The sequence below is a fragment of the Paenibacillus zanthoxyli JH29 genome, assembly GCF_000520715.1.
In the GTDB taxonomy this organism is placed as follows: Bacteria; Bacillota; Bacilli; order Paenibacillales; family Paenibacillaceae; genus Paenibacillus_AQ; species Paenibacillus_AQ zanthoxyli.
Genome location: NZ_ASSD01000003.1, coordinates 1 through 22823 on the forward strand (window position 1 = coordinate 1; position 22823 = coordinate 22823).

Below are 22823 nucleotides of genomic sequence, written 5' to 3' on the forward strand. Positions count from 1 at the left end.
TCCTTGTTGCTCCAGTGTTTTCAGATTGCGCACAAGTGTTGTCCGGTCGAGCCGCATCTTCAGCGCCACATCGCTGACACTTGCGGGGCCCATCCGGTCAATGTGCCGCAGAAGTGAGAATTGGCTATTATTCAGCCCACTGGGTGCAAGATACCGGTCATACAGCTCCGTAATAGCCAGCGAAGCCCGGCGCAAATTGATGCAGTTGCAGACTGACGATGATTTGTTCTCTGATGACGTGTTGTTCATGATAGTCGAATAGCTCTCCTTTTGCCTTATCGTGTATCTACACTATTTCAAATTTCATGGTTCTTGTCCGTGCGCTTTCTCACACACCGCATAAAAAAGAGCAGCTCCGGCAGCCTCATTCGCAGACAAACGGCGATAAGTCCAGCCTTTTCGTATTTGGTTGACAACAAGAATTTCACGTTTTATAATTCAAACAAATAATTAAAACAAATGTTTAAATCAATTGTTTTAAAGGAGTGAACTGCTTGATGAACACAGTCAAGGAATTACTGAAAACGAAGACGACGATAATCGGCATTGCTGTTGCACTGCTCTTTCAGCTGCTCTTCTCCATCATCTGGATGACAGGCTATGAGGGCATGTCGGACCGGGTCAACGAGCTGAGCATCGCGATCGTAAATGAGGATGCGCACAGCGGGGCCGTTATTGCGAAGCAGTTGTCGGCGGGTCTGCCCGTCCATGTGGAGATGGCAGCGGATATGACGTCCGCGCGGGAGCGGCTGGACGATCGCGACATTCAGATGATTGTGCATATACCCGCGGATTTTTCCTCGCTTGTGGCTGGACAGAACAGTAAGGCGTCCATTCAGTATGTCGTGAACGAATCCAATCCTGCGATGATTAAGAGCATCATGACCTCCATCGCCTCCCAGGTGACGGCAGCGGCGAATAAGCAGGCAATCGCGGCCGGCGCCAAGGCGGCACTGTCTCAGGGAATGCCGGCGGAGAAAGCCGCAGCCATGTCGGGCCAACTATCCGAGCGGGTCGTATCCGAAATTCAGCCGGTTAACATCGTTAATGGGACGAACAACCAGATGGTGCCTATGATGATGGTTCTCGCCTCGTTAGTCGGGGCAATGATTATGGCTCAGAACCTTGAATTGTCGATGACGGCAATCTCCGCCCGCACGGGAAGATGGCAGCGGCTCGGCGCCCGCATCGCCATTACGATTCCAGCGGCCATCATCGTTTCGCTGGTCGGAACATCCCTCGTCATGCTGCTCGGCGGACAGGTTGAACAGGGATTTTGGGCCTTGTGGAGCTACCAGACATTGTTCGTGCTCACGTTCATGATCGTCGCGCAGACGCTTATTGTGCTGCTCGGCACAGCTGGCATGCTGATCAATATTGCCCTGTTGTCTGTACAGCTCGTGTCCTCCGGCGCGATGATGCCGCGTGAGATGCTGTCCGGCTTTTACTTCAATCTCGGCAGCGTGCTCCCGGCCACTTACGCGGTGAAAGGCTTAATGAATCTGCTGTTCGGCGGTCCCGGGATCGGAGGGGATGCGGCAGCGCTGCTTATCATTGCGGGTGTAATGGCACTCATGATGATCGGGATGACCGCTCTGCGCAGGGAACCGGCGTCTAATGCGGCCGCTGCGCTCGCAGGTCAGACTCGTTCCAATACACTACCCGAATCATTAAGCTGATTATCCGGCACTTGCCTCTGACCTTACTGGAAAACTCCCGCTTGCCCCGCTTATAATAAGAACATACAAGGGGCTTTGGAACGTAATTCCAGAGAACGAAGGAACAAAGGGGAAATGGAAAAGCATGGGCTCAGAAGAAAATGACGTTAAGCTGCGCATTTTACAGGCCGCAAAGAAGCTGTTCGCGCAGCAGGGCTTCAACGCAACGACCGTACGGCAAATCTGTGAAGAGGCGGGCGCGAACGTGTCGCTCGTCTCGTATTATTTTGGCGGTAAAGATAAGGTGTTCAAAGCTCTGTTCAAGGAATATTTTCCGCACGATGTATTAATTGGGGATGAACTATCCCGGATAGATGCGGTCTCGGGTCTCAAAATGCTAATACGGGAGATTACCGCGTACCGGCTGCGCGAGCCGGAAATGATCAGTCTGCTGCAGCAGGAGATCGTCCTGCAGTCCCCTCGAATGGAGTATATCCAGCAGTTGTCGCTGCCGATTTGGACATTGCTCCGGGATTGGCTGAAGCTGGGCCGGGAGCAGGGCGTGTTTCGTTTCCGTTCGCTTGACCACACCTTCATCAGCGTACTTGGCAGCATCCTGTTTCACAACAAAACGTTTTACTTCAACCAGCTTCTCGACAATAGCGAAGAAAACCCGAACTTGCTTGTTGAGGACTTGACCCAGTTTATTTTTCAGGCGATCGGTTATGAGGAATAAGCTTAGCATGGGTCCAGACGGATATTACACACGCATGAGTTCCTGCTCATTTCCAGCAACATTATTCAAGAAATTTCTTGGTTTCCATATTATAATGACAGCACATTGAACGAATAGAGAAGGTGCAGTCGATGACTCGTGAAGTTCGAACGGTAAGCTTCGATGCGGACTTAAAGGTTGAAGACGTATCGGTTTGAAGGAATTATGCAGAAGTTTCCCAATCATTTTCATGACTATTATGTCATTGGTTTCATTGAACAAGGAAAGCGGCAACTGCTGTGTAAAAATGAGGAGTACATTATAGGCGGCGGAGACGTGGTTATTTTTAACCCGCATGATCCCCACGCCTGTGAACCGATCGATGGAAATACGCTTGACTATCGCTGCATTAACATTCAGCCGGATGTCATGCGCCAATATGTGCTGGAGATTACAGGAACGGAGTATTTGCCTTGTTTCACACCAACTGTTCTCTTCCGCAGTGAACTGGCAATAGCCCTGCATGATCTGCATCTGATGATTTTAGAGGGCCAGCCCGATTTTCAAAAAGAAGAATTGTTTCTGTTGCTCCTGGAGCAGCTGCTGAGGGAATATTCTGACGTAAGTGCTTCCGCTCCCTCTCAGGAACCCGCCTCTGAAATCAAAAGGATATGCGAATACATAGAATCACATTTTACACAAAGCATTACGCTAAATCATTTAAGTGCATTGACAGGACTAAGCAAATATCACTTGCTGCGTTCATTTACGAGACAAAAAGGAATCTCGCCATACAGCTATCTGGCAACCATTCGGATTAACCATGCGAAAAGGCTGTTGGAGCAAGGAATGCCGCCGATCGATGTGGCCTTTCTGACCGGGTTTAGCGATCAGAGCCATTTTACAAATTTCTTCAAAAAACTGATTGGCTTAACCCCCAAGCAATATGATTCCATAAAATAGCAAATATTACAAACCTGCTGTACTTGGGCTTGGGAGCCTCCGCACTATGCTTTGTGACCTGGAACCGGGCGGTGGGAATTCTGGGAGCGGTCAAAACAAGCGTGTACATTTATATCGTGCCTGTAATTTCAGTGGCGGCCTCCGCCCTTATTCTGCATGAACCGATCACCTGGGCAACCCTGGCAGGAACCTTCCTGACCCTAACCGGTTCGTATATTTCAGAGCGGAAACCGAATAAGAGAATGGAAAAAGGTGGGGTTCGCTACGAGCAGAGTTAAATGACTGGACGGTTTGTTAGCGCAGTTGCTGGCAGCGTGACACGCAGATCCGATTCGAATTACTCGACAGGAACGTCTGCTATCGTCACAGCTTCGGTGTACTTTGCTGTACCGCTCAATCTCAATCGCATATTGGCTGCGCCGGTTACGCTCGGATTGATAGTTAACGTTAATATCTTGGAGGCAACACCGCTTGAATTGGCCGTTAGCGAGAAGTCTGAGCTGTAGCCATAGGAGGACGGCCACGAACCGTCGCTGTTCTTCACCTTTGCCACTTGCGTCCCCGTACTGGTGTATACTCCAAGGCTATAGCCAGAGGTCGTCGAGTTGGCCGTCAGACCGGTGACGATTACTTCCACCTGGAACTCATAATGGTTCGGAAGCGTCGCCTGATGGTTGAACGCATAAGTTGGCGTCGTGGTGGAAGTCGAGCTGGTACCATAAGATCCAGCCTTGAACGTGGAAGGATCATACCATTTGTACCCGGCAGCCGGCGATGCCCAGGGCTCAGTCACCGGCTCCGTGGAGCTGGCGGGCGCTTCCCAGCTGTAAAGCGGTGTTGCCGTATCCAGTGTAAGCCCAGGTACCGAGGAAAGTGTTGCATAGCTCTCCGGCGTCGTGAGCCAGTTGACCATGTTGATCAAGAGTGTGGCGTCGTCCGCCTCCCCATAGCCGTTGTACGTCGTTTTGGTGCCGCCCGTCTCTTCTTTCTTGTACTTAGGTGAAGCGTCTTCGACCGGGGAGGAATCTCCAATAAAGCCCGCTTTGCCGGCGCTAACCTTGGCTACGGCGACAAACGGCCCTTCCGCAACCCCGCCGCCGTTATAAACTCCGGCATCCACTGCGCTCGGCCAGGCGGCAGCCGTCGTCGGGACATAGACGATTCCCTTCGCCTTCGCCGGGTCGGTAATGGCGAGCGTTGAACCGGCGTGGACGGCCACGGTGGATACCCCGCTTGTAATATTGAACGCTTGCGACGGCGTCACGATGTTGTTGGCTGTCACGTCGCCGAGCGCGTTATAGCGGAATCTCACACCGAAGTTGGAAGACAGCCAGTCCGCGCTGGCGACCCCGGACATTGCGGACGAAGCGGCTTCCTCCGTGCTCATTCCGAGGGCAGGATTCGCCCAGGCTCCCCGCCGATAACCGTTGAAGACCTCCGACGCGTCCCAACGGTTTTTGTTCCGGTCTGCATTGTAATGATCGCTGATGAAGAAAATGCTCCCGCCGCCCTGTACATAGTTGAGCAGAGCGGTCTGCTCCGATGTCTTGTAAGGGATATTAGCTTCCGGAATGACGAATACATCGTAGCCGGACAGATCCGACAAGGTAATCGCTGTGCTCTTGCGAAGCTCCTTAACGTAATAGCCTTCGGCCGCCAACCCGTTGGCGAAATCCGAGAAGCCGCCGTCGATGACCCAATCCGCCGCGCCTGCGGTCTGCGCATGGGTATTGTCGAACAGAATCTTCTTGCCGTTCACCGTGGCCGGGGTGATGCTGGGCGCCGGATCGGACGATCCTTCCGCGTTGACCTGCTGCGACGGAATCCCTAATGCCGATACCAGCACAGCGGCAATCGCCAGGCTCGTCCAGGTTTTGCGGAGCCGCAGGAAGCTTTGAAACATCATTCATTCCTCCACTCTCTTCATTGGATTTTGACCATGGATGGCCGCTATTAGAATAGCATAGGAGATTTTGGAATAGAATATAGATTTGATATATTTTACAATTTTCAAACATTTTTGATGTGTGGACAACAAAACGGGGATTTATGATGAACAAAGAACTCGTTTTGGAGAAGACTAAACAATTTGTAAAAGGAAGGCTGGAAGGCGAAGGTTCAGGACATGATTGGTGGCATATTGTTAGAGTCTGTAATAATGCTGCTGATATTGCTAAACAAACAAAAGAAGCGGATTGTTTTACTGTTGAATTAGGAGCGCTGCTTCATGATATTGCTGACCATAAATTTGGATACTCTGACGATGATCGAAGAAGAATAATTTCAGATTTCTTGGGCGAATTGGAGGTTTCTAAAGAAATTATTGAAGCGGTAGTATACATAGCGAATAACATTTCTTTTAAAGGTGGAGCTAATAAACATAAATTATCTACAATCGAAGCAAAAATTGTTCAAGATGCCGATAGACTTGACGCCATCGGAGCGATGGGTATAGGCAGAGCATTTGCTTATGGTGGACATGTCCATAGACCCATGTATAATCCGTCATCTAACAATGATACGATCAGTCATTTCTACGAAAAACTGTTACTATTAAAAGATTTAATGAACACAGAAATTGGGGCACAGAAAGCTCAAAGAAGGCATGACATTATGGTAGAGTTCTTGAATCATTTCTATGCAGAATGGAACGGAGAAATTTGACAAAGTTCAACGATAAACGTAGTTCCTTTGCCCGGTTCACTCTCAAAATATACTTTTCCACCCGACATCTCAATGATCTTCTTGACGATTACCAGTCCCAATCCATTCCCGTCCTGCGAGCGTGATTTGTCGCCTTTATAGAACCGTTCAAAAATGCGCCCCTTATCCTCCTCCCTAATCCCGATGCCATAATCCGTAATTTCCACATTTACGAGCTCTCCGCTCTGATGCAGACCAATTTTTATCGTACCCTGCTGATGTGAAAATTTAATGGCATTCTGAATCAGGTTTAACCAGACCTCCTGAAGCAAATGCTCATCGCCCGCAATCGTCACTTCCTCCAGGTCAATATCGAATTCAATCTCCTTCCTCGACCACGCGGCTTCCAGGATTAATACCGCTTTCCTGATCTGTTCATCGAGCGAAAATACGGTTGCCTGCTCGCGTATCACTTTACTGTCCAGCTCGGAAAGCTTCAATAGATTAGACGAGAGCACCGACAGCCGCTCACTTTCGTTCACGATGATTTCGGTGTATTCCGAGAATTGCTCGTCCGTCAGTTGGTTGTCTCTAATTAGCTTAGCAAAGCCTTTTATTGATGTAATGGGAGTCTTAAACTCATGTGACACGCTGGATACGAAGTCTTTGCGCAGCACGTCGATGTTTTTCAGTTCCTTGGTCATCACGTTAAAATCGGCGGTCAACTGCCCCATTTCGTCCCCGCTCGTTACTTTCACCTCAAGATCGAAGTTGCCTTTGGCCACCTCTTTCGATGCCTTGGACAGCCTCTTGATCGGTTTTACAATACTTCTTACCGCAATTAAGATGATGACTGTTCCCACTGCGGCGCTTACAAGAAAGACAAGCCCGGTAATCGATCGGACTCTTCTAAATTCAGCCATTAACTGGTCATGGTCTATAGACAATTTATCGAAAAAACTATTTGCAATGACATAAATGGTCACACCGAAGGTCAATGAGTTTAAGATCCACCATATTAGCAAAAAGAGGATCGCAAATTTCGCATAAATGGATGTGAGCAGACGGGGCTTTTTCATATCAGCTTTTCCACCTTGTACCCAAGTCCCCTGACGGTGACGATTCTAAATTCCTCGAATCCATCGAATTTCTCGCGCAAGCGCTTGATATGGACATCAATGGTGCGTTCGTCGGTGTCATGATCAAGTCCCCAAATTTCATTCATCAGGTCCTGCCGGGTAAAAATTTTTTGCGGATAGCTTAACAGCTTAAACAGCAGGTAAAACTCTTTTTTGGGCAAAACGAAGGTTTCGGCTGGGGTTGTGACCGTTAACGTTTCATAATCAAGGATAACCTCGCCGATCACGATTCGATGCTCATTGGAAATTTTGGCCCGGCGGAGCAATGCATGAACCCGCAGCAGAATTTCATCAAAATCAATCGGCTTTACCATATAGTCATCGGTGCCGACCAGAAAGCCTTTTTTCTTATCCTCAAAGGTTTCCTTCGCTGTAATCATCAAAATGGGGAGATCATGCCTTGAGCCTCTTAGTTCTTCGGTTAACGTATAGCCATCCATATTCGGCATCATAATATCCGCTATCATAAGATCGATATGCTCCGTATCCAGCACTTCCAATGCTTTCAATCCATCAGAAGCGGCAAAAACGTGATATCCATCGCGGATTAAATATGTTGTCATCAGCTTTCGGATACTTTCATTATCATCAACAACCAGAATATTGACCATTTTTGCCGCTTCCTTTTATAGTTAGTATCCGCTAAATTATAAGCTTCTGAGCGCGTCTATCGGATTGAGTCTGCTGGCTTTTCTGGCAGGCATATATCCGAACACGATTCCCACTCCCGCAGAGAAGCCTATCGCCAGAGAAACGGTGGACATGGAAATGGAGAAGCCCAGTCCGATAAGCGCTGCGGCAACATAGGCAATGAGCGCGCCTAGTATTAATCCGATCAGTCCGCCAATAAGCGAGAGGAAGACCGATTCGATGATAAATTGAAGCTGGATACGATTGGGAGTCGCTCCCAAAGCTTTGCGAAGACCGATTTCCGTAGTCCGTTCGGTGATGGATACAAGCATCATGTTCATAATGCCAATCCCTCCGACAACAAGCGAAATAGCGGCAATCCCCCCAAGAAGCATGGACATCATCGACATTATGGATTGGAAGGAATCGATCATATCCCCCATATTATTAACGGTGTATGCGTTGTCCTTATAATTAAACGCCGCGTTCAGTACGCCTTTAATATCGGTTACTGAATGGTCCGCCAAGCTGGTATCCTTAAGATAAACATCCAAATTCGAGATGCTTTTTACGTTCAAATTACGAAGCGCGGTTGTGTATGGAATGAGGATTGAATCATTATTTGAGTTCAGCCCAAATCCATTGGAAGAGGTTAACGTGCCGATTACCGTATACGTTGTCCCGTTGATCATTAATTCTTTGCCGATAGGGTTCACCCCGTAATAGAATTCATTCACGATATCACTGCCAAGCACAGCAACTTGATTCTTGCTTTCCAGGTCCAATCGATTGATCGCTCTTCCGGATTTCAACAAGCTTGCATCGGACTTAAAGTAGACGTCATTCTTCCCCTGAACCGATGCGTCTTCTTTGACATGACCATTATACACAATGCCCGTCTTCTCTGAAACCGTGGGTGATACGCCGCTGATATTGTCTAACTTCGCGATGCTGTTCATATCATCTTCATTAAGACCCTGCTTAAGCGGAGTGCCCATCGCATTAATCATAATTCGGTTGACGCCAAGCGCATTGACCTGATCGCTGATACTGTTCGTCGCGCCTTGAACGATTGTAATTAATGCGATAATCGAGGCTACACCGATCACGATGCCGAGCATGGTTAAGAAGGAACGGAGCTTGTTATGAATAATATTTTCCCAGGACATCTTTATGCTTTCATACAGCATCTACTCCACCTCCTGCCCCGTCTGCTCTGTTAGATAACCGTCTAAAATATGAACGACTCTTTTGGCATGCCGGGCAATCTTGATGTCATGGGTAATCATCACAATCGTTCTTCCATCTTCATTCAGTTCTTCGAACAGCTCCATGACCTGTGCTCCGGTCTTTTGATCCAGGGCGCCTGTCGGTTCATCCGCTAGCAGGATCGTTGGTTCCGTAACCAATGCGCGGGCAATTGCCACACGCTGCTGCTGGCCGCCGGAGAGCTGGTTGGGCAGATTTTTCATTCTATCCGCTAGTCCTACGCGTTCCAGAATCGCTTTTGCGCGCTGCTGGCGTTCCGAAAATGAAAGGCCCCGATATATTAATGGAAGCTCTACATTTTGCAGAGCGGTCATCCGGGGTAAAAGCTGAAAATTCTGAAACACAAAGCCTATTTCTTTATTCCGTATTTTAGCAAGCTCGATCTCGTCCAGGTCATTAATATCATTGCCGGACAAAAGATATTTCCCTGACGACGGCACATCCAGACAGCCAATGATATTCATCATGGTAGATTTCCCTGAGCCTGACGGTCCAAGAATGGACACAAATTCACCGGAATGGATCGTCAAGTTTACATCATGCAGAATGGGCAGCTCTTCCTCACCCATATAGTAGCTTTTATTGATATTTTGCATGCGAAGAATTTCCGTCATTCGTTACCGCCCCCATTAGAACCGTTCGCATTGCCGCCTCCTCTGCCGAATCCTACTTGTGTTGATGCAGCAGCAGCTTTTTTATAAAGAATGGTTTCTCCGTTTGCAACCCCGCTCTTCACTTCAACGCTTGTCCCATCATTGATCCCTGTCGTGATTTCTGTCTTAACCTCCGCCCCATTTTGATCTTTCTTCAGCACATAGGGCTGGTTGTTGTCATCAAACTGTATGGCTGTCATCGGCAATGTCACAACACCCGCAGCCTTATTGCTAATAAGCTTTACCTCTGCCGACATGCCGATCCTAAGGTCTTTATCATTGGCTAGGTCAATCGTCGCTATAAAGAAAGTAATCCCGTTCATAACCTGGCCTTCTTTAGAAATACTGCTGATCTTCCCTGTTATCTCCTTGTTGATTGCCCCGATTTTCACTGCTGCTTCCTTACCTGCGGCTAAAGCATGAATGTCGTATTCATCCACCTTGACATTAAGCTCCAGATTATTATAATCCACGATTTCCAGCAGCGCCGTTCCAGCCATGACCTGTGCGTTATCTTCTACATTGATCTTCACAACTTCACCGTTGATTTTTGATTTAATCTCATCTCCGGCTGTTGTCGTAAGCAGCACATCACCTTCGCTAACCGTATCTCCTTCTTTGACTTTAATCTCCGATATTTGTAATATCTTCTCCGCCATAACCGTTTGACGGTTCTTCGTTTCGACATTTCCTGAAAAAGAATAATAGGTGGTGATATCTCCTGTCTTGGCAATGACACTTTCATAAGATGCGGCTGCTGGCCGCATAAACATTGTACCGGCAATGACTGCTACGGCAATTACTACTATACCGATAATCAGCCATTTTCTTGTCTTGGACTTTCTTTTTGCACTCATGAAGAAACCTCCTATGTAATTAATGAAGTAATCATAACCCAGGTATATGAACTGAAGATGAACGGCGGAAAATCTCTTGGAGTGAATGATGTTTCATAAAAAAAGGCGCCCGAAGGCGCCTATTTGCAGTATTACTGTCTTATGATTACTGTCTTATGATGAGGATGTCGCGAGGCGGTCTGCCCGTGCTTTGGATTAGGGCAATTTCGGTGTTGGTCAGGTTGCGTCCTACCAAAATAAACGAAGATGTGACATTGTTGAAGTTAAAATTACCCAAGTTCGCTACGTTTTGGCTTCCACGGAACACACGAAATGATCCCTGAAAGTTAATTCTTGAGAACAGAACAAGTGTTACTTGAGAGCTCTGCACAACATTTCTGAGCCGGAAGCTAGAGAGAACATTGTCGAACCGAAACGCCCCAAGATCACGAACCGCAACTCCTCCGCGTCTGAAGAGGATCCGGCGGCCGGTAAAATTGGTGCCCGACCAAAGAGCAAGACGTACATCTCTGTTTGCCAACTATATCACTCCTTATCTGAGGATGATATAGTCTATTACAAACTTCAATGAATGGTATCAGACAAATATAGCGGTTAAAACGTTGTTTTTTTGCTTAAGGAAGATATGATTGGTTAACAATGGTAAGGGACCCGGCAAGGAGACATCCGCTGAGGCCCACCAATTTAGACAGCTTCAGAAGGAGGTATACCGTGACAGAAGAAAAGCAGGAGTTTAATGAGCAGAGGGAAATGGACCGGACTGCGCTAGATAAGGAAGAGCAGGCTGCCGGTGACAGAGGCTTGGATATGAAATCTGACAGTGAGCTGGAGCAGAAGAAGAAACTGGTTGATTCCATGGATCAGTTGGATAGCTTTGAATATTAAGAAAAAAAGCGCCGGAGCACCGGCTAATGCAGCTGAGAAATAGCTGTGTTAGCCGATGCTCAGGGCCAAATGATTAATTTTTGCCCAAGTGCTTGATCACAACATTTTCAAAGACCGCCTGGCCGCCTTCTGAGAAAAGAGTGATCCCTTTATCCTTCCATCCGGGGAAAATGACATTGGAAAATACGACCGATCCATCATCAACAAAGACTTCGATGCTTGTTTTGTCGACGAGGATCTTTAAATGAACCTTTTTATTGCCAGTATCAAACGGCGCCCTGCTTTCCACATAGGTTCCACGCTTGTCGGGCTGCCATGTATTTGCTCTATTGACATAGCTGTAGCCGCCTTCCACAAAAACTCCGACATCGACATGCCGCTTCTTGTCGGGAGATTCACGAAGTCTGAGTCCTGCATTTTTGAGATCCGACCACGATATGTCCGCGTCAAGCTGGTACGTATCTCCGGCTGTATTAAGCGTTCTAGAGCCTTCAACCTCGATTCGTTGATAGGATTCCGTTGATTTCGTCAATTGATCCAATGCCTTAGCAGGCTGTGAAACCAAAAGGTACGTTCCGTCCGCAGACTTAAGCTTGATTTGACGAATGATCGAATTTATTCCGTTATAGCCTTCCTGGAGCGTCGGCGTAGTATGGGGATAATCCCAGTTATTCATCCAGGCCAGCGCATAACGGTGGCTGTCTTTATCGTTGCCCGCTCCCTCTTCAAACGTCACAGCGGCATACCAATCAAAGCCGTAATCAAGCCACTGCGGCTCCTTGCGGTCCGGGACAAATTCCTTGCCGTCAAATTTCCCTGTCCAGTAAGCATAGGTGTTGGGTTTACCTTCCGATTTCCCATTTGCGCTGACGCCGAGAATCCAGTGATAGGTCCCGTCATCCGCCCGCATCCTGTAAAGATCGGGGCACTCTACAATACCGATATTTTCCGTAATGAAACCGCTGATATAGCGCCAATCCTTTAAATTCGAGGACTCGTAAAAGCCCACTTTTGTTCCTTCCGCCATGGTCATAATCCACTTCCGGGACTCTGGGTCCCGGATAATCTTCGGATCGCGGAAATCATGTGTGCCCGGATTCTTCATAACGGGAATGTTGCGATACGAAATGAATTTTTTTCCTTTATTCGTGCTGTACCATAAATATTGCTCCTGCTTCCCGCCATCCGCCGAGGGCTGTGTCACAATCGCCACAAGAGCCCCTTTGCCAAAGCCTGCCGTATTAGCAGTGTCCACAACGGCCGACCCCGTCCAAGGATCGCCGTTTCGGTTCGTATATTTAGGAATGGCCACCCCTTCATCTGTCCAATGCACCAAATCCGTTGATGTCGCATGCCGCCACTCTGTACCATTTCCTTTTGGATAGTCGCGATTGTAGAGATAATAGTAATGATACTTGCCGTCCAAATAAATCGGCCGCTGAGGGTCGTTCATCCATTTGTCGGGAGGTGAAAAATGATAGGCTGGCCGATAGGTATAGGCAGGCTTTTTCGGAGCAAGGGGAAGTTTCGCATTAACAATAGCTTCCTCTTTGGTAGTTCCCTCTTCTCTTTCCTTTGTTGAATAATTAACCGCTAACCCTACCGTGATCACAGCGGCTAGACAAATCATCCATATCGTAAATCGTCTTCTAAATGCTTTGTTGCTGTTCAATGGAACACCTCGCTTTAATACAAAAAGAAAATGCCAATGTAACATTGACATTTTCTCTTCTTTAATTTTTTATGCAGAAACCCTGTTGTTACTTGATCGTCAATTGTCCTTGTTCAAGGATGCTGTCTTTGACAACCGAAGTTTTGGTGCCTTTAATCTTCACCAAGAAGCTTGGCGCAAAGGTAGAACGGTGCTCCGGATAGAGACCTCTGTTCGTCATATAGCTTGTGATGACCACGTTCTTGCCGTCAGCTTGCGGAACAGCAAAGTGGGAGTAAGTCCAAGTAACATCTTTAGGATCAAGATCCATACTCAGGACAAGCCCGCTGTGGTTCAACGGTTTGTAAGGTCCTGTCAAGGAATCCGAGATATAACCCAGCATGTAAACATCTTCCGCACCGATTCCGTCAATGGTCATTTTGGATCCACGGGAATCCGTAAACAAATACCATTTGCCATTCATTTGGAATACGTTCGCCCGTTCGATTTCGTCTGTAACAAGATTGGATGCGATTAGCGGCTTCATAACGGTCTTCAGCGTATAATCATCATTCAATTCAATGATACCCAGCGCACCGTTTGCTAAAGTAGCGAGGGATTTTTTAGGACCTGCCAGCAGATTATCTTTCTCAGCTTTGAAGAATTTTTTGTTTCCGCCATAGTAGGCTTTGTTAAAGAAGGCGTCTTCTCCTTGATAACCCGTTTCCGTTCCGGTATTTGCTTCAAACACAAGGTATTTGTGACCGTTGTCTTCAACATAGTGAGGGTCTCTCAACGTGTGGTTGTCGGAATAGTCTCCTCCGCCGAAAGACTGATCTACATTTTGATAAATTTTGCCGTCACCATCAAAGATCGATTTGAAATCTTCTACGCCGTCCACCTTCAGCGTACTAGCATCGGGCTCGGACAGATTGACTTGAGCGGTTGTTAAGGTTTGTTTACCGAAGAAGCCGTGCGCCGGATCCCAGCCTTGACGGTTGGTGTAGAACAGGCGAACTTTACCATCTTTAGTTAAGGTTGCGGAACCCGACCATTCTTCAGCTTGCTTGTTCAGAATCGGATCGTTTGGAACATTTTTGTCGCTGTCCTTGAATACTCTGCCGGCACTCTTCCAAGCGTCAAAGGAGTTGTCACCGATTTTTTTATAGAACAAGTGAATAAATGTGTCCCAGCTTCTTTTTGGATCTCCCGCTAGAGCAAAAACAATTTCATAGCCTTTATAATTTGCCACGGTGCCATCGGCGTTTTGCAGCGGCCAGCTATCCCACACATCCACATCGATCAGGTTTCCGAATTCATCATAGCCTTTAGCAGATGCGATATTTTTGATCTTCGATGCATCAAATTGCGGCGCTTTAAATCTTTCGTCATTTTGTTGTTCAGGAATTTTCAGCATGTCAAAGCGTGTGATGTGGGAAAATCCATAGTCTTCATTGTAAGACTGAGTGTCTTTTTCTTTTGCAAAAGCTGATGTACCGCCACCTACCAGTAAAGCTGTTGTAAAAGTTACTGCTGTTGCTTGCTTCACAAACTTTTTGATGTTCATACTTCGTCTCCTTTTCTCCTTTGGATTTTGTTCCTCTCAAACAGAAAAAGACCTAAAAACTCCTATGGGGATATCAATAGATAGCGCATTGCTATCCCCAATTGGATTTTTAGGTCTTGCCTGCTTAAACAGTAACAAACCTGTAATATTTTCTTGTCACGGTTATTGTATATGTTTGGTGAATGGTCTGACTATAGACCAAAACTCCCGTTTTAGTTAAGTCTAAAAAGAGGACTCTCCTAATCGGTCTATCCTCATATATACCTAAAATTATTGTTTATTATTCACAGTTTCAGCGGATTCAAGATGGTTTAACCTGAAATAACATGAACTTCCTTTTCTTCAACTCTACGACAAAAAAACGATATTAGTAAACCGAAGCGGCACAGGCCTACAGACCCATGCCGTCCGGAACGAGTAGATTTTGCTTAATGGCTTATGCTTGTTATTAATTGATCGTCAGCTGTCCTTGTTCAAGGATGCTGTCTTTGACAACGGAAGTCTTGTTGCATTTGATGCTCATCAGGAAGCTTGGCGCGAAGGACGAACGATGCTCCGGATAGAAGCCGCGATTGGTTATATAGCTGGTAATGACCACATTTTTACCGTTGGCTTGCGGAACGGCAAAGTGAGAATAAGTAAAGGTAACATCCGCAGGATCAAGATCCAATTGCAGTACAAGTCCAGTATGGTTTAACGGCTTGTAAGGTCCGGTGAGCGACTCGGATACGAAGCCCAGCATATAAATGTCTTTAGCAGTAATTCCGTCAATAGTCATTTTCGATCCTCTGGAATCGGTGAACAAATACCATTTGCCATTCATTTTAAATACGTTGGCCCGTTCAATTTCATCCGTTACGAGATTTGATGCAATCACAGGTTTCATGACTTTTTTCAATGTATAATCATCATTTAATTCAATCATGCCAAGAGCACCGTTCGCTAAGGTAGCGAGAGGCTTTTGCGGACTTTGCAGCAATTTTTCTCTGTCCTTTTCGAAGAACTTTTTATTTCCGCCATAGAACTCCCTGTTATTGAAGGCGTCCTCACCCTGGTAACCCGTTTCAGTGCCGGTATTAGCCTCGAATACAAGGTATTTGTGGCCGTTGTCTTCGATATAGTGAGGGTCTCTAAGCGTACTGTTATCGCCTGAAGCATAGGCGCCTTCATCAATAAATTGCTGAATATTTTGATAGGTTGTTCCGTCACCGTCAAAAATGGACTTATAATCCTCAACGCCGCTCACTTTCAAAGTTTGGTCATATAGCACAGACAAGTTGATTTGGGCCGTTGTTATCGTTTGTTTGCCATAGCCCGTTCCGCCATCCCACGGCGCGCCGGAGAAGTCTGTATAGAACAAGCGCACCTTGCCGTCACTGGTCAATGTCGCGGAACCTGACCACTCTTGGGTCTGATATTTGAGGATTGGATCCCCCGAATTGAATTTATCGCTGTTTTTGAAGACTCTGCCGGCACTCTTCCAGCTGTCAATCGAATTGTCTCCAGCTCTGTGATAGAACAGGTAAATCGAAGCGTCATTACTGTCATTCGGATCTCCGGCCAAGGCAAATACAAGTTCGTTGCCATTATAATTCGCTACCGTTCCATCGGCGTTTTGCAGCGGCCAGCTGTCCCATACATCCAGGTCGATCAGATTGCCGGACTTATCATAGCCTTTTGCCGAAGCGATGTTCTTAATGGTTGATGCGTCGAACGCCGGTACTTTGAACTGCTCACTTTGCTGCTGCTTAGGAATTTTCAGCATGTCAAAACGTGTGATGTGGGTAAATCCGTAATCTTCTTTGTAGCTCGTAGTGTCTTTCCCATGCGCAAAAGCCGAGGTTCCGCCGCCTGCCAGTAAAGCCGTTGCAAAGGTTACTGCTGCTGCTTGCTTCACAAACTTTTTGATGTTCATGCTCAAGTCTCCTTCTCCGTTTCATATTTTGTTCCTGACAAACAGAAAAAGACCTAAAAAATCCAAGTGGGGGAAATCCCCAACCGGATTTTCAGGTCTTGCCTGCTTAACAGTAACAATCCCAACAATGTTATGTTGTCATGCCTATTCTATATTTTTTAGCACACAATAACTATAGACTAAATTTCCTCTTTTTGGATAAGGTGAAAAGGAGGATTTTTCCTACTAGTCCATCCTCAAAAATTCCCAATTATTCCCGATTAGTTCAAAGTGTTTATAATTTAATGGAAAATAAAGTAGAATGATGTCGGAATGAAGAAACTTAATTCGCCAAATCCTTCAACCGGGTATCCATCCGATTAATTTCCATGGCGACCAGCACCAGCTGGCTGTCGGCAAACGTATAGCCATAGTCCTCTTCCACCTGGCCTGCAATCCATCTGGCCTGCTCGTAAGCCGTGTGATATCGTTCCTTAGCGATCCTGACAATCTCAGGGTCCAGTTCATTACACAGCTTTCCGCTGTCATCCGTTCTAAGAATATTTTCAAGTTGATTCACTAGACGCTCATAGCTGGCAGAAGCCCGGTCCAAAAAAACACCAGCGATACGTTCCACTCCTTCGGCAATATCCCGGATTAAGGCCGCTCTGTCCGCACCTGCCCCTGAAGCTCCGGCATTGACCCACGCAGTATGGATATGCATGGCGATATAACCTACCTCATCCTCCGGTATTTCGACCTGCAATTTCTCGCGAATAAGTCTTTTCGCATGCTGCCCGATTTGGAATTCTCGCGGATAGAGAATCCGGATTTCTTGCAGGAGCGTGTTCTGAATGACCATACCTTTACTAAGCCGCTTCAAAGCGAATGAAAGATGATCCGTCAGCGCAATATGAATGTGCCTTTTGAATGTTACTGAGAGTTCGCTCTCCGCAAATGAAATAATGTTCTCGGATACCGCGATTTCCTCTTCGGGCAGTGTCCGCAGCAATTCCTGCAGATGGCTGTGTTGATCCGGATCGTCCATAATGAATACTTTCTCAATGCGGTGCGGATCTACAATATCGTTTTTTCCTTTTTGAAAAGCAATACCGGAACCCATGACAATCTTTTCTTCTCCCAGGTCGTGTACCACAACCGCGTTATTGTTAAGAATTTTTTTGATTTTCATGATATTCTCCTATGCTTTTACGATTAGTATTTGGATCTTTGTTCCCACCGATGCGGTTTGTCAACCCCTAGGGCCCAGGTAACTGCAAATGCTGTTCCCACAGCCAGCAGGAGTCCGACCATATAATGAATGAAATTGATGTGTCCTGGCGGGATGATAAAGGCGATCATTGGAATCCCGGTCAATCCGAACGAATTGGCTACCACCTCGTGGAAGGCAACATAAGCCCCTCCAGCAGCCCCCCCAGCGGCTGCACCCAGAAAGGGACGGCCAAGCTTCAGGTTGACGCCGAAAGCGATCGGCTCGGTAATGCCGAAAAAGGCGGTGATCGAAGCGGGAAGCGCTATCTTTTTCAACTCGTTATCCCGGGTTCTGGCATACACCGCAAGCCCGGCCCCGCCCTGAGCGATATTCGCCATTGACCAGATGGGGAGCAGAAAGTTGACCCCGATGTTTGGATTGGAAATAAGCCCGATTTCAATTGCCTGAATGCCGTGGTGCAGCCCGGTCAAGACGATAAGACCATAGACCCCGCCTAGGAGCAGACCGAACACCGTACTTCCAAGTCGGTACAGCTCTTCCAGCAAGCTGCTAAGAAAGCCGCCCAGATGCGCAGCAAGCGGCCCAATGATCAGGACAGCGAGGCCGCCTCCAATGATAAGGCTGAGAAAGGGAACCAGCAAAATGGTTGTCGATGACGGAACAATCCGCCGCAGTCCCTTCTCAATAAGCGTCATCAGTAATACCGCAAGAATAATCGGAATCACGGTGCCTTGATACCCAAACTGTGGGGTACTCGTCAAATCCGCAGAATGTAACACTGTTCCTCCGGTTCCTGACAGATGCAAAAAGTCGAGCCGGGTCATGACAATTCCGATTGCGGCGCCGAGCACAGGGGTGCCCCCGAACCGCTTGGCCGCTTGATATCCGAACATCACAGCCAAGATCTGAAAAGCCGAGCCGCACAGCAATAATAACGTCTGAAACCATGTACTGTCAGGGGCCGCCCAGCCGAAGGCTTCTATCATGCTGATCAATCCGAGAAGCAGGCCAACCGCGACAAAGAGCGGGATGATCGGCACCACGATATCGGAGAAAAAGCCGACCGCCCCCATCATTCGGCCAATCAGTCCCCTTTTTGCCGAGTCATACAGCTCCGGAGATGACCCCTCTCCTTCCTGAGGCGCCCAGACTCTCCGTTTCCATACATCCTGTAAGGAAGGAAGCTTGGTATCGGCCGCCCCCGCGATGCGGACGGGGCTCTCCGGTTCGCCAGTTCCGTGCTGGCTTTCCGCTTCAAGCTGACGGACCGGTCCAGAGTCCTGAAGTAGACGGACCATTTGACGGTGCACCTTAAAGACTATTGCCGGTCCCACAATAATTTGCAGTTGTCCGGCATGAACGAACATATTCTGAACCTCTTCGATTTGGGAAAGACCAGCTTCATCCACGCGGGTACCGTCTCGTAATCGGAGCCGGATTCGGGTTGTACAGTGAGATACTTCCGACACATTGTCCAGCCCGCCGGATAGTTCAATGAAGCGCATGGCCAGTACCTTCGCCGGGTTCTGATTAACTTGGGGACCTTGTCCGTTCTGAACTGGGTGAATATGGCTTTCTGGCATTTTCAGCTCCTCTCCGTTCTTATGTACAGCGTCTATGGTATGGTTCAAATTTTGTATCGGCGAGGAACATTCTTTTATTGATGCAAAAAAAGACCTATTTTCAAATCAAGCATCATCACCGAATAATAGATTCGGCGGCACTCGGTTCTTCCCGGGGCCTAGCGGCCCAAAAGGTAACAATTTCGTAATATAATAGTATTTCTATTGTGACAATAATCGAATCTAAAATCAATGGTCAGTAATTACCACCTTTTACTTGTCGAAAAACAGGTACTCTGCCTTAGTAGGAATCAATGTCCGATCAGCCGAAGGTTTAGAACTATCGCCCTAATTTTTCTTTGTCATCAATAATTCTTCAATTTCATCCAAAGACTCTACTATGTAATCCGGTTTAACTTCATGCTCCCAAACTCTTTTATTTCTATTAATCCAGCACGTTACGATGCCTTCTCTATTAGCTCCGAGGACATCCGAAGCAGAATCACCGATATGAAGCACTTGTCTAGGGTGGGTACGATAGAACTTGAGCAGTTCCTTGAACATCGTATTCCTCTCGTCGTTCTTGTAAGATTGATGCTGCTCAGATGTAAAGAGATGCAGGCCATATTTCTCGTAAAAATACGGTATCATTGCTTCATCCGCGTCACTTACAATACAAACTTTATGGCTCTTTGATATACTCTCAAGAAAGCCGGCAGTCTCATCATAAAATGGTGATAATGTATGTTCTTGAAATATAATTCTAACTGCTTCTCCTACATCATAGGAAACCACCTTCTCCTTAAACAATTGCGAAAAGCTTCTCTCATAAACTTCATTCATCAGATGAAATTGTCCCGTCGTTCTCAGTTCAATCCAATGAGCAAAAAAATACTTAAGCAATGTTTGTCCATACTCTTCAGCTAATTGAGCCGTAAATGTATTTTGTAAAATGGGCCTCCAGATGTGTTCGATTCTAGTGTCTATATTTACTAAGGTTTGAAACATGTCTAGACTAATAATTTCAAAGTCCTTCAATGAACATTCAACTCCGGTAGTTTAGTGGGATCCCCCTTTATATTTTATCATAATTGGAAGATTTTGAAGAGTAATTTTTCGCGTTCGGTATCTGCTGAACAACAAATATTCGGAATCAATTTCAGTCAGCTATCCGCAGAATCCAGTCTTTCAAGTCAACGATTCTCGGGTGTTTCGGCTTCGAATCCGTTCCGGCAACAATGAGAGGGACGATGGAATCCGCCTCATGCAGCGATCCGTGTGCTCCTCCTCCGCGATGGGTGGGAGAGCTTTCGCCGGCCAATTCATATCCCGGTTTCACCGTGACGACGACATATCGTCCTTCATGGGAATGGAGCGCGCCATATAACCGGGCCAGCACGTCCGGGTATTTTCCGTATTTGATCCGATGTTTTTGGAGAGAAATGTCCGCGAGCCTGGGATCGCCCGACAGCGACCATTTTTGCCCGTACTCATCCGAATATGGCCCTCCCGGACGATAGGACAGAACGTTATCGCCTTGTCCTCCGCCCGTAAGCCGTACCGATTGATCCTGATTTACCGCTATGATGTCGAGTTTAGCTTCTTTTTGTAAACTTTTAACAATCTCAGAGAGCTTCATGCCGGGCGATACGGCGTAAATGTAAGCCATCCGTTCGTTAGCGGCGATGACGATCTGGTCGTCTTGTCCCACGGGTCTGCCCAGCTTGGCGATCCGGTAACCATTCAGAAGAGGCCGTAAATCTATCCTGGATTCATCCCGATTTTCCATCACATCGCTTTGAGCGCTATCCCCCAGAATTATCCACGTGGTTCTTCTAACCGCCTCCTCCCATGACCCGTATGAATCCAGCACATGCTGAAGCGCCCGGTCGGCCCTTTCAATACCTCGAAGCGCCATGGAGCCTTTTCGGTGGTGAACGCTATCGTTTCCTGGAAAATATCCGATCGTTACTTCCGGAAGCTTCCCATTTTCCACCAAATAAGCGATATCCCGGGCTGCGAATTTGTCGTTCATTCCATACTTTTCCCACAGGGCCGTATGATTGGCGTTTTCCGGGTTCAAATGAGCGAACGCGGCAAGCGAGAACAACTCCGGAGTGCTGACTTTATAATGATCCGGCAGCCGTGTGGTTTTCGCCATCGTTTGGGGGACACGCAGATCCCTTTCCGTTCTGCCTCTGAGAATAACGGCGTTGATCGAAGCCGAATGTTTGCCTGAGTCAGCCAATTCCTCATGAATGGTCTTCACATTTTTGCTTAATTGAACCTGGTTCATTTGATACACGCTGTCCGTCAACACTTGCAGCTGATCAATCTTCAAAGCTTCTTTTGGCCCATTGCCGTAGAAGATCATCCGCTTTTCTCGGTCACTGTACCACACCAGCCCCGGAACATGATGCTTATCCGCGTACACCCCCGTTAATAACGTACTGTCAATCGTTACGGACATGGTCGGAAATGAACTAACCACATTAGGAAAATACTGCCCGTGATCAATCAGATACTTTAGGGCAGGCGCCTTGCCTTGTTTCATCGCTTCCTGCAGCGGCTTGTCCATCAAGGAATCAATAATAATGGTTACGATGGGCTTTTTGCCCGTAGATGCTGCCTTGAACTCCGGTTCGGAGCGCATACCAACATTCGTTCCCGATTTCGCTTGGCAGCCGGTAAGAGTGATGATTAAAGTTAAGCCGATTATCAAAATAACAGTTATTCTCATACTGAGCTGTTCCCTTCTCGGATTGTTACAAATCAAATTGCCCAATGGGAGAGATAATTATGTAAAATTTTATTGAATTTTTTGGGGATTGGAGGGTTAGATTATTGTCATTGACTTCAATTTCAGGAAAGATGGTGGCAGCTTTTGAATACTTTGTCTTCCCCTCAGCTTTACCATTGGTTCGTACGTCCGAAATGGTTCACCAAAAAATATATTCACGATCAAATCCAAACCCGATTCGCGTTTAAGGATAAAGTCGTGCTTGACTTTGGCTCCGGCACAGGAGCGAATTGTTCGATGTTTCAACCCCTTCAGTATCTCGGCATCGACCCGGACGCCAAACGCATCCATTACGCCAAACGGCTATACCCAAGACACAAGTTTCTTGTTCTTGAAAACGGCAAGCTTCCGGTTGATGATGGGTCTGTCGATTACATACTCATCGTCGCAGTGCTGCACCATATTTCGTCCGAAAAAATTGCCGATTACATGAAGGAATTTAGACGAACATTAAAACCGAATGGAAAAATCATCGTCATGGAACCTTGTCTATGCCAAAATAAGCCGTTAAGCAATTGGTTTATGAATCTTTATGACAATGGGGAGTATATCCGGAGAGAAGAAGAATACATTCAATTATTTCGGGAGAATGAATTTACTTCACAGGTCATCAACCGTTTTCGAAAAGGTTTGTTATATAATGAACTGTTTTTCTCGGCAAACCTCACATAATCTCACAATGAGAAGCACTATCCGAAAAAGA

Annotated in this window: 21 protein-coding genes and 1 pseudogene; 7 read left to right on the plus strand and 15 right to left on the minus strand. The window is 46.9% G+C overall.

Features of this window, described 5'->3' with window-relative positions; genetic code table 11:
* A partial coding sequence (locus tag L691_RS0100025) for a MarR family winged helix-turn-helix transcriptional regulator (RefSeq protein WP_025687960.1) occupies positions 1 to 249 on the minus strand: 249 nt, incomplete at its 3' end.
* Between the two features lie 248 nt (positions 250 to 497).
* Here L691_RS0100025 and L691_RS0100030 point away from each other — a divergent pair.
* From L691_RS0100030 to L691_RS0100045, 4 genes and pseudogenes are all read left to right on the plus strand, one after another.
* Positions 498 to 1679 (plus strand): YhgE/Pip domain-containing protein, encoded by a 1182-nt coding sequence (locus L691_RS0100030; RefSeq protein ID WP_051459263.1) that lies wholly within the window; start codon positions 498 to 500, stop codon positions 1677 to 1679.
* A gap of 124 nt (positions 1680 to 1803) precedes the next feature.
* Positions 1804 to 2394 carry a TetR/AcrR family transcriptional regulator gene (locus L691_RS0100035; protein ID WP_025687962.1) on the plus strand — a complete coding sequence of 197 codons (591 nt, stop codon included), beginning with the start codon at positions 1804 to 1806 and terminating at the stop codon, positions 2392 to 2394.
* A 131-nt stretch (positions 2395 to 2525) separates the two neighbouring features.
* Positions 2526 to 3336, plus strand: a pseudogene (locus L691_RS27405) (AraC family ligand binding domain-containing protein).
* Between the two features lie 14 nt (positions 3337 to 3350).
* On the plus strand, positions 3351 to 3614 hold the full coding sequence (locus L691_RS0100045) for a DMT family transporter (RefSeq protein ID WP_408634724.1): 264 nt from the start codon (positions 3351 to 3353) through the stop codon (positions 3612 to 3614).
* Between the two features lie 59 nt (positions 3615 to 3673).
* Here L691_RS0100045 and L691_RS0100050 read toward each other — a convergent pair whose 3' ends face one another.
* A complete protein-coding gene (locus L691_RS0100050; protein ID WP_025687965.1) occupies positions 3674 to 5239 on the minus strand; it encodes a DNA-binding protein in 1566 nt (521 codons plus the stop codon).
* 146 nt (positions 5240 to 5385) lie between these two features.
* On the opposite strand from L691_RS0100050, the gene L691_RS0100055 reads away from it, so the two are divergent.
* On the plus strand, positions 5386 to 6000 hold the full coding sequence (locus L691_RS0100055) for an HD domain-containing protein (RefSeq protein WP_232229058.1): 615 nt from the start codon (positions 5386 to 5388) through the stop codon (positions 5998 to 6000).
* Here the strand turns inward: L691_RS0100055 and L691_RS0100060 are convergent.
* From L691_RS0100060 to L691_RS33250, 6 genes are all read right to left on the minus strand, one after another.
* The gene (locus L691_RS0100060) at positions 5973 to 7058 is read right to left on the minus strand and encodes a sensor histidine kinase (protein WP_025687969.1); all 1086 of its coding nucleotides are present in this window, start codon (positions 7056 to 7058) and stop codon (positions 5973 to 5975) included. The two genes, L691_RS0100055 and L691_RS0100060, sit on opposite strands and share 28 nt — an antisense overlap.
* Positions 7055 to 7729 carry a response regulator transcription factor gene (locus L691_RS0100065; RefSeq protein ID WP_025687971.1) on the minus strand — a complete coding sequence of 225 codons (675 nt, stop codon included), beginning with the start codon at positions 7727 to 7729 and terminating at the stop codon, positions 7055 to 7057. Before L691_RS0100065 ends, L691_RS0100060 begins: the two co-directional genes overlap by 4 nt.
* 36 nt (positions 7730 to 7765) lie before the next feature.
* Positions 7766 to 8938 (minus strand): ABC transporter permease, encoded by a 1173-nt coding sequence (locus tag L691_RS0100070; protein ID WP_025687973.1) that lies wholly within the window; start codon positions 8936 to 8938, stop codon positions 7766 to 7768.
* A complete protein-coding gene (locus L691_RS0100075) occupies positions 8939 to 9622 on the minus strand; it encodes an ABC transporter ATP-binding protein (RefSeq protein WP_198022944.1) in 684 nt (227 codons plus the stop codon).
* Between the two features lie 5 nt (positions 9623 to 9627).
* Positions 9628 to 10527 carry an efflux RND transporter periplasmic adaptor subunit gene (locus L691_RS0100080; RefSeq protein ID WP_025687977.1) on the minus strand — a complete coding sequence of 300 codons (900 nt, stop codon included), beginning with the start codon at positions 10525 to 10527 and terminating at the stop codon, positions 9628 to 9630.
* Positions 10528 to 10672: 145 nt separating this feature from the next.
* Positions 10673 to 11047, minus strand: a complete 375-nt coding sequence (locus tag L691_RS33250; protein ID WP_025687978.1) for a hypothetical protein — start codon at positions 11045 to 11047, stop codon at positions 10673 to 10675.
* A 191-nt stretch (positions 11048 to 11238) separates the two neighbouring features.
* On the opposite strand from L691_RS33250, the gene L691_RS31675 reads away from it, so the two are divergent.
* A complete protein-coding gene (locus tag L691_RS31675; RefSeq protein ID WP_156934108.1) occupies positions 11239 to 11412 on the plus strand; it encodes a hypothetical protein in 174 nt (57 codons plus the stop codon).
* Between the two features lie 73 nt (positions 11413 to 11485).
* Here L691_RS31675 and L691_RS0100095 read toward each other — a convergent pair whose 3' ends face one another.
* The 7 genes from L691_RS0100095 to L691_RS0100125 all read right to left on the minus strand — a co-directional run bounded on the left by L691_RS0100095 (position 11486) and on the right by L691_RS0100125 (position 22060).
* Positions 11486 to 13135, minus strand: a complete 1650-nt coding sequence (locus L691_RS0100095) for a glycoside hydrolase family 32 protein (protein ID WP_408634723.1) — start codon at positions 13133 to 13135, stop codon at positions 11486 to 11488.
* A 37-nt stretch (positions 13136 to 13172) separates the two neighbouring features.
* Complete coding sequence (locus L691_RS0100100) at positions 13173 to 14630, minus strand: glycoside hydrolase family 68 protein (protein ID WP_025687980.1); 1458 nt, start codon at positions 14628 to 14630, stop codon at positions 13173 to 13175.
* 448 nt (positions 14631 to 15078) lie between these two features.
* Positions 15079 to 16545: a glycoside hydrolase family 68 protein gene (locus L691_RS0100105; RefSeq protein ID WP_025687982.1), complete on the minus strand. Its 1467-nt coding sequence runs from the start codon at positions 16543 to 16545 to the stop codon at positions 15079 to 15081.
* Positions 16546 to 16867: 322 nt separating this feature from the next.
* Positions 16868 to 17716, minus strand: coding sequence for a PRD domain-containing protein (locus L691_RS0100110; protein WP_025687984.1), 849 nt, complete (start codon positions 17714 to 17716; stop codon positions 16868 to 16870).
* 23 nt (positions 17717 to 17739) lie between these two features.
* Positions 17740 to 19341 carry a PTS transporter subunit EIIC gene (locus L691_RS0100115; RefSeq protein ID WP_025687986.1) on the minus strand — a complete coding sequence of 534 codons (1602 nt, stop codon included), beginning with the start codon at positions 19339 to 19341 and terminating at the stop codon, positions 17740 to 17742.
* Positions 19342 to 19668: 327 nt separating this feature from the next.
* Positions 19669 to 20358, minus strand: a complete 690-nt coding sequence (locus L691_RS0100120) for an HAD family hydrolase (protein ID WP_025687987.1) — start codon at positions 20356 to 20358, stop codon at positions 19669 to 19671.
* Positions 20359 to 20479: 121 nt separating this feature from the next.
* Positions 20480 to 22060: an alkaline phosphatase family protein gene (locus L691_RS0100125; RefSeq protein WP_025687988.1), complete on the minus strand. Its 1581-nt coding sequence runs from the start codon at positions 22058 to 22060 to the stop codon at positions 20480 to 20482.
* Positions 22061 to 22204: 144 nt separating this feature from the next.
* On the opposite strand from L691_RS0100125, the gene L691_RS0100130 reads away from it, so the two are divergent.
* On the plus strand, positions 22205 to 22792 hold the full coding sequence (locus tag L691_RS0100130; RefSeq protein ID WP_232229059.1) for a class I SAM-dependent methyltransferase: 588 nt from the start codon (positions 22205 to 22207) through the stop codon (positions 22790 to 22792).
* Positions 22793 to 22823: the final 31 nt, after the last annotated feature.

What these genes read in the sequence shown, in the direction of transcription:
- L691_RS0100030 (WP_051459263.1), top strand. Translation starts at nt 498, where the DNA reads ATGAACACAGTCAAGGAATTACTGAAAACGAAGACGACGATAATCGGC.
- L691_RS0100125 (WP_025687988.1), bottom strand. Translation starts at nt 22,060, where the DNA reads ATGAGAATAACTGTTATTTTGATAATCGGCTTAACTTTAATCATCACT.
- L691_RS0100105 (WP_025687982.1), bottom strand. Translation starts at nt 16,545, where the DNA reads ATGAACATCAAAAAGTTTGTGAAGCAAGCAGCAGCAGTAACCTTTGCA.
- L691_RS0100070 (WP_025687973.1), bottom strand. Translation starts at nt 8,938, where the DNA reads ATGCTGTATGAAAGCATAAAGATGTCCTGGGAAAATATTATTCATAAC.
- L691_RS0100110 (WP_025687984.1), bottom strand. Translation starts at nt 17,716, where the DNA reads ATGAAAATCAAAAAAATTCTTAACAATAACGCGGTTGTGGTACACGAC.
- L691_RS0100055 (WP_232229058.1), top strand. Translation starts at nt 5,386, where the DNA reads ATGATGAACAAAGAACTCGTTTTGGAGAAGACTAAACAATTTGTAAAA.
- L691_RS0100065 (WP_025687971.1), bottom strand. Translation starts at nt 7,729, where the DNA reads ATGGTCAATATTCTGGTTGTTGATGATAATGAAAGTATCCGAAAGCTG.
- L691_RS0100100 (WP_025687980.1), bottom strand. Translation starts at nt 14,630, where the DNA reads ATGAACATCAAAAAGTTTGTGAAGCAAGCAACAGCAGTAACTTTTACA.
- L691_RS0100095 (WP_408634723.1), bottom strand. Translation starts at nt 13,135, where the DNA reads ATGTCAATGTTACATTGGCATTTTCTTTTTGTATTAAAGCGAGGTGTT.
- L691_RS0100050 (WP_025687965.1), bottom strand. Translation starts at nt 5,239, where the DNA reads ATGTTTCAAAGCTTCCTGCGGCTCCGCAAAACCTGGACGAGCCTGGCG.
- L691_RS0100035 (WP_025687962.1), top strand. Translation starts at nt 1,804, where the DNA reads ATGGGCTCAGAAGAAAATGACGTTAAGCTGCGCATTTTACAGGCCGCA.
- L691_RS0100060 (WP_025687969.1), bottom strand. Translation starts at nt 7,058, where the DNA reads ATGAAAAAGCCCCGTCTGCTCACATCCATTTATGCGAAATTTGCGATC.
- L691_RS0100080 (WP_025687977.1), bottom strand. Translation starts at nt 10,527, where the DNA reads ATGAGTGCAAAAAGAAAGTCCAAGACAAGAAAATGGCTGATTATCGGT.
- L691_RS0100115 (WP_025687986.1), bottom strand. Translation starts at nt 19,341, where the DNA reads ATGCCAGAAAGCCATATTCACCCAGTTCAGAACGGACAAGGTCCCCAA.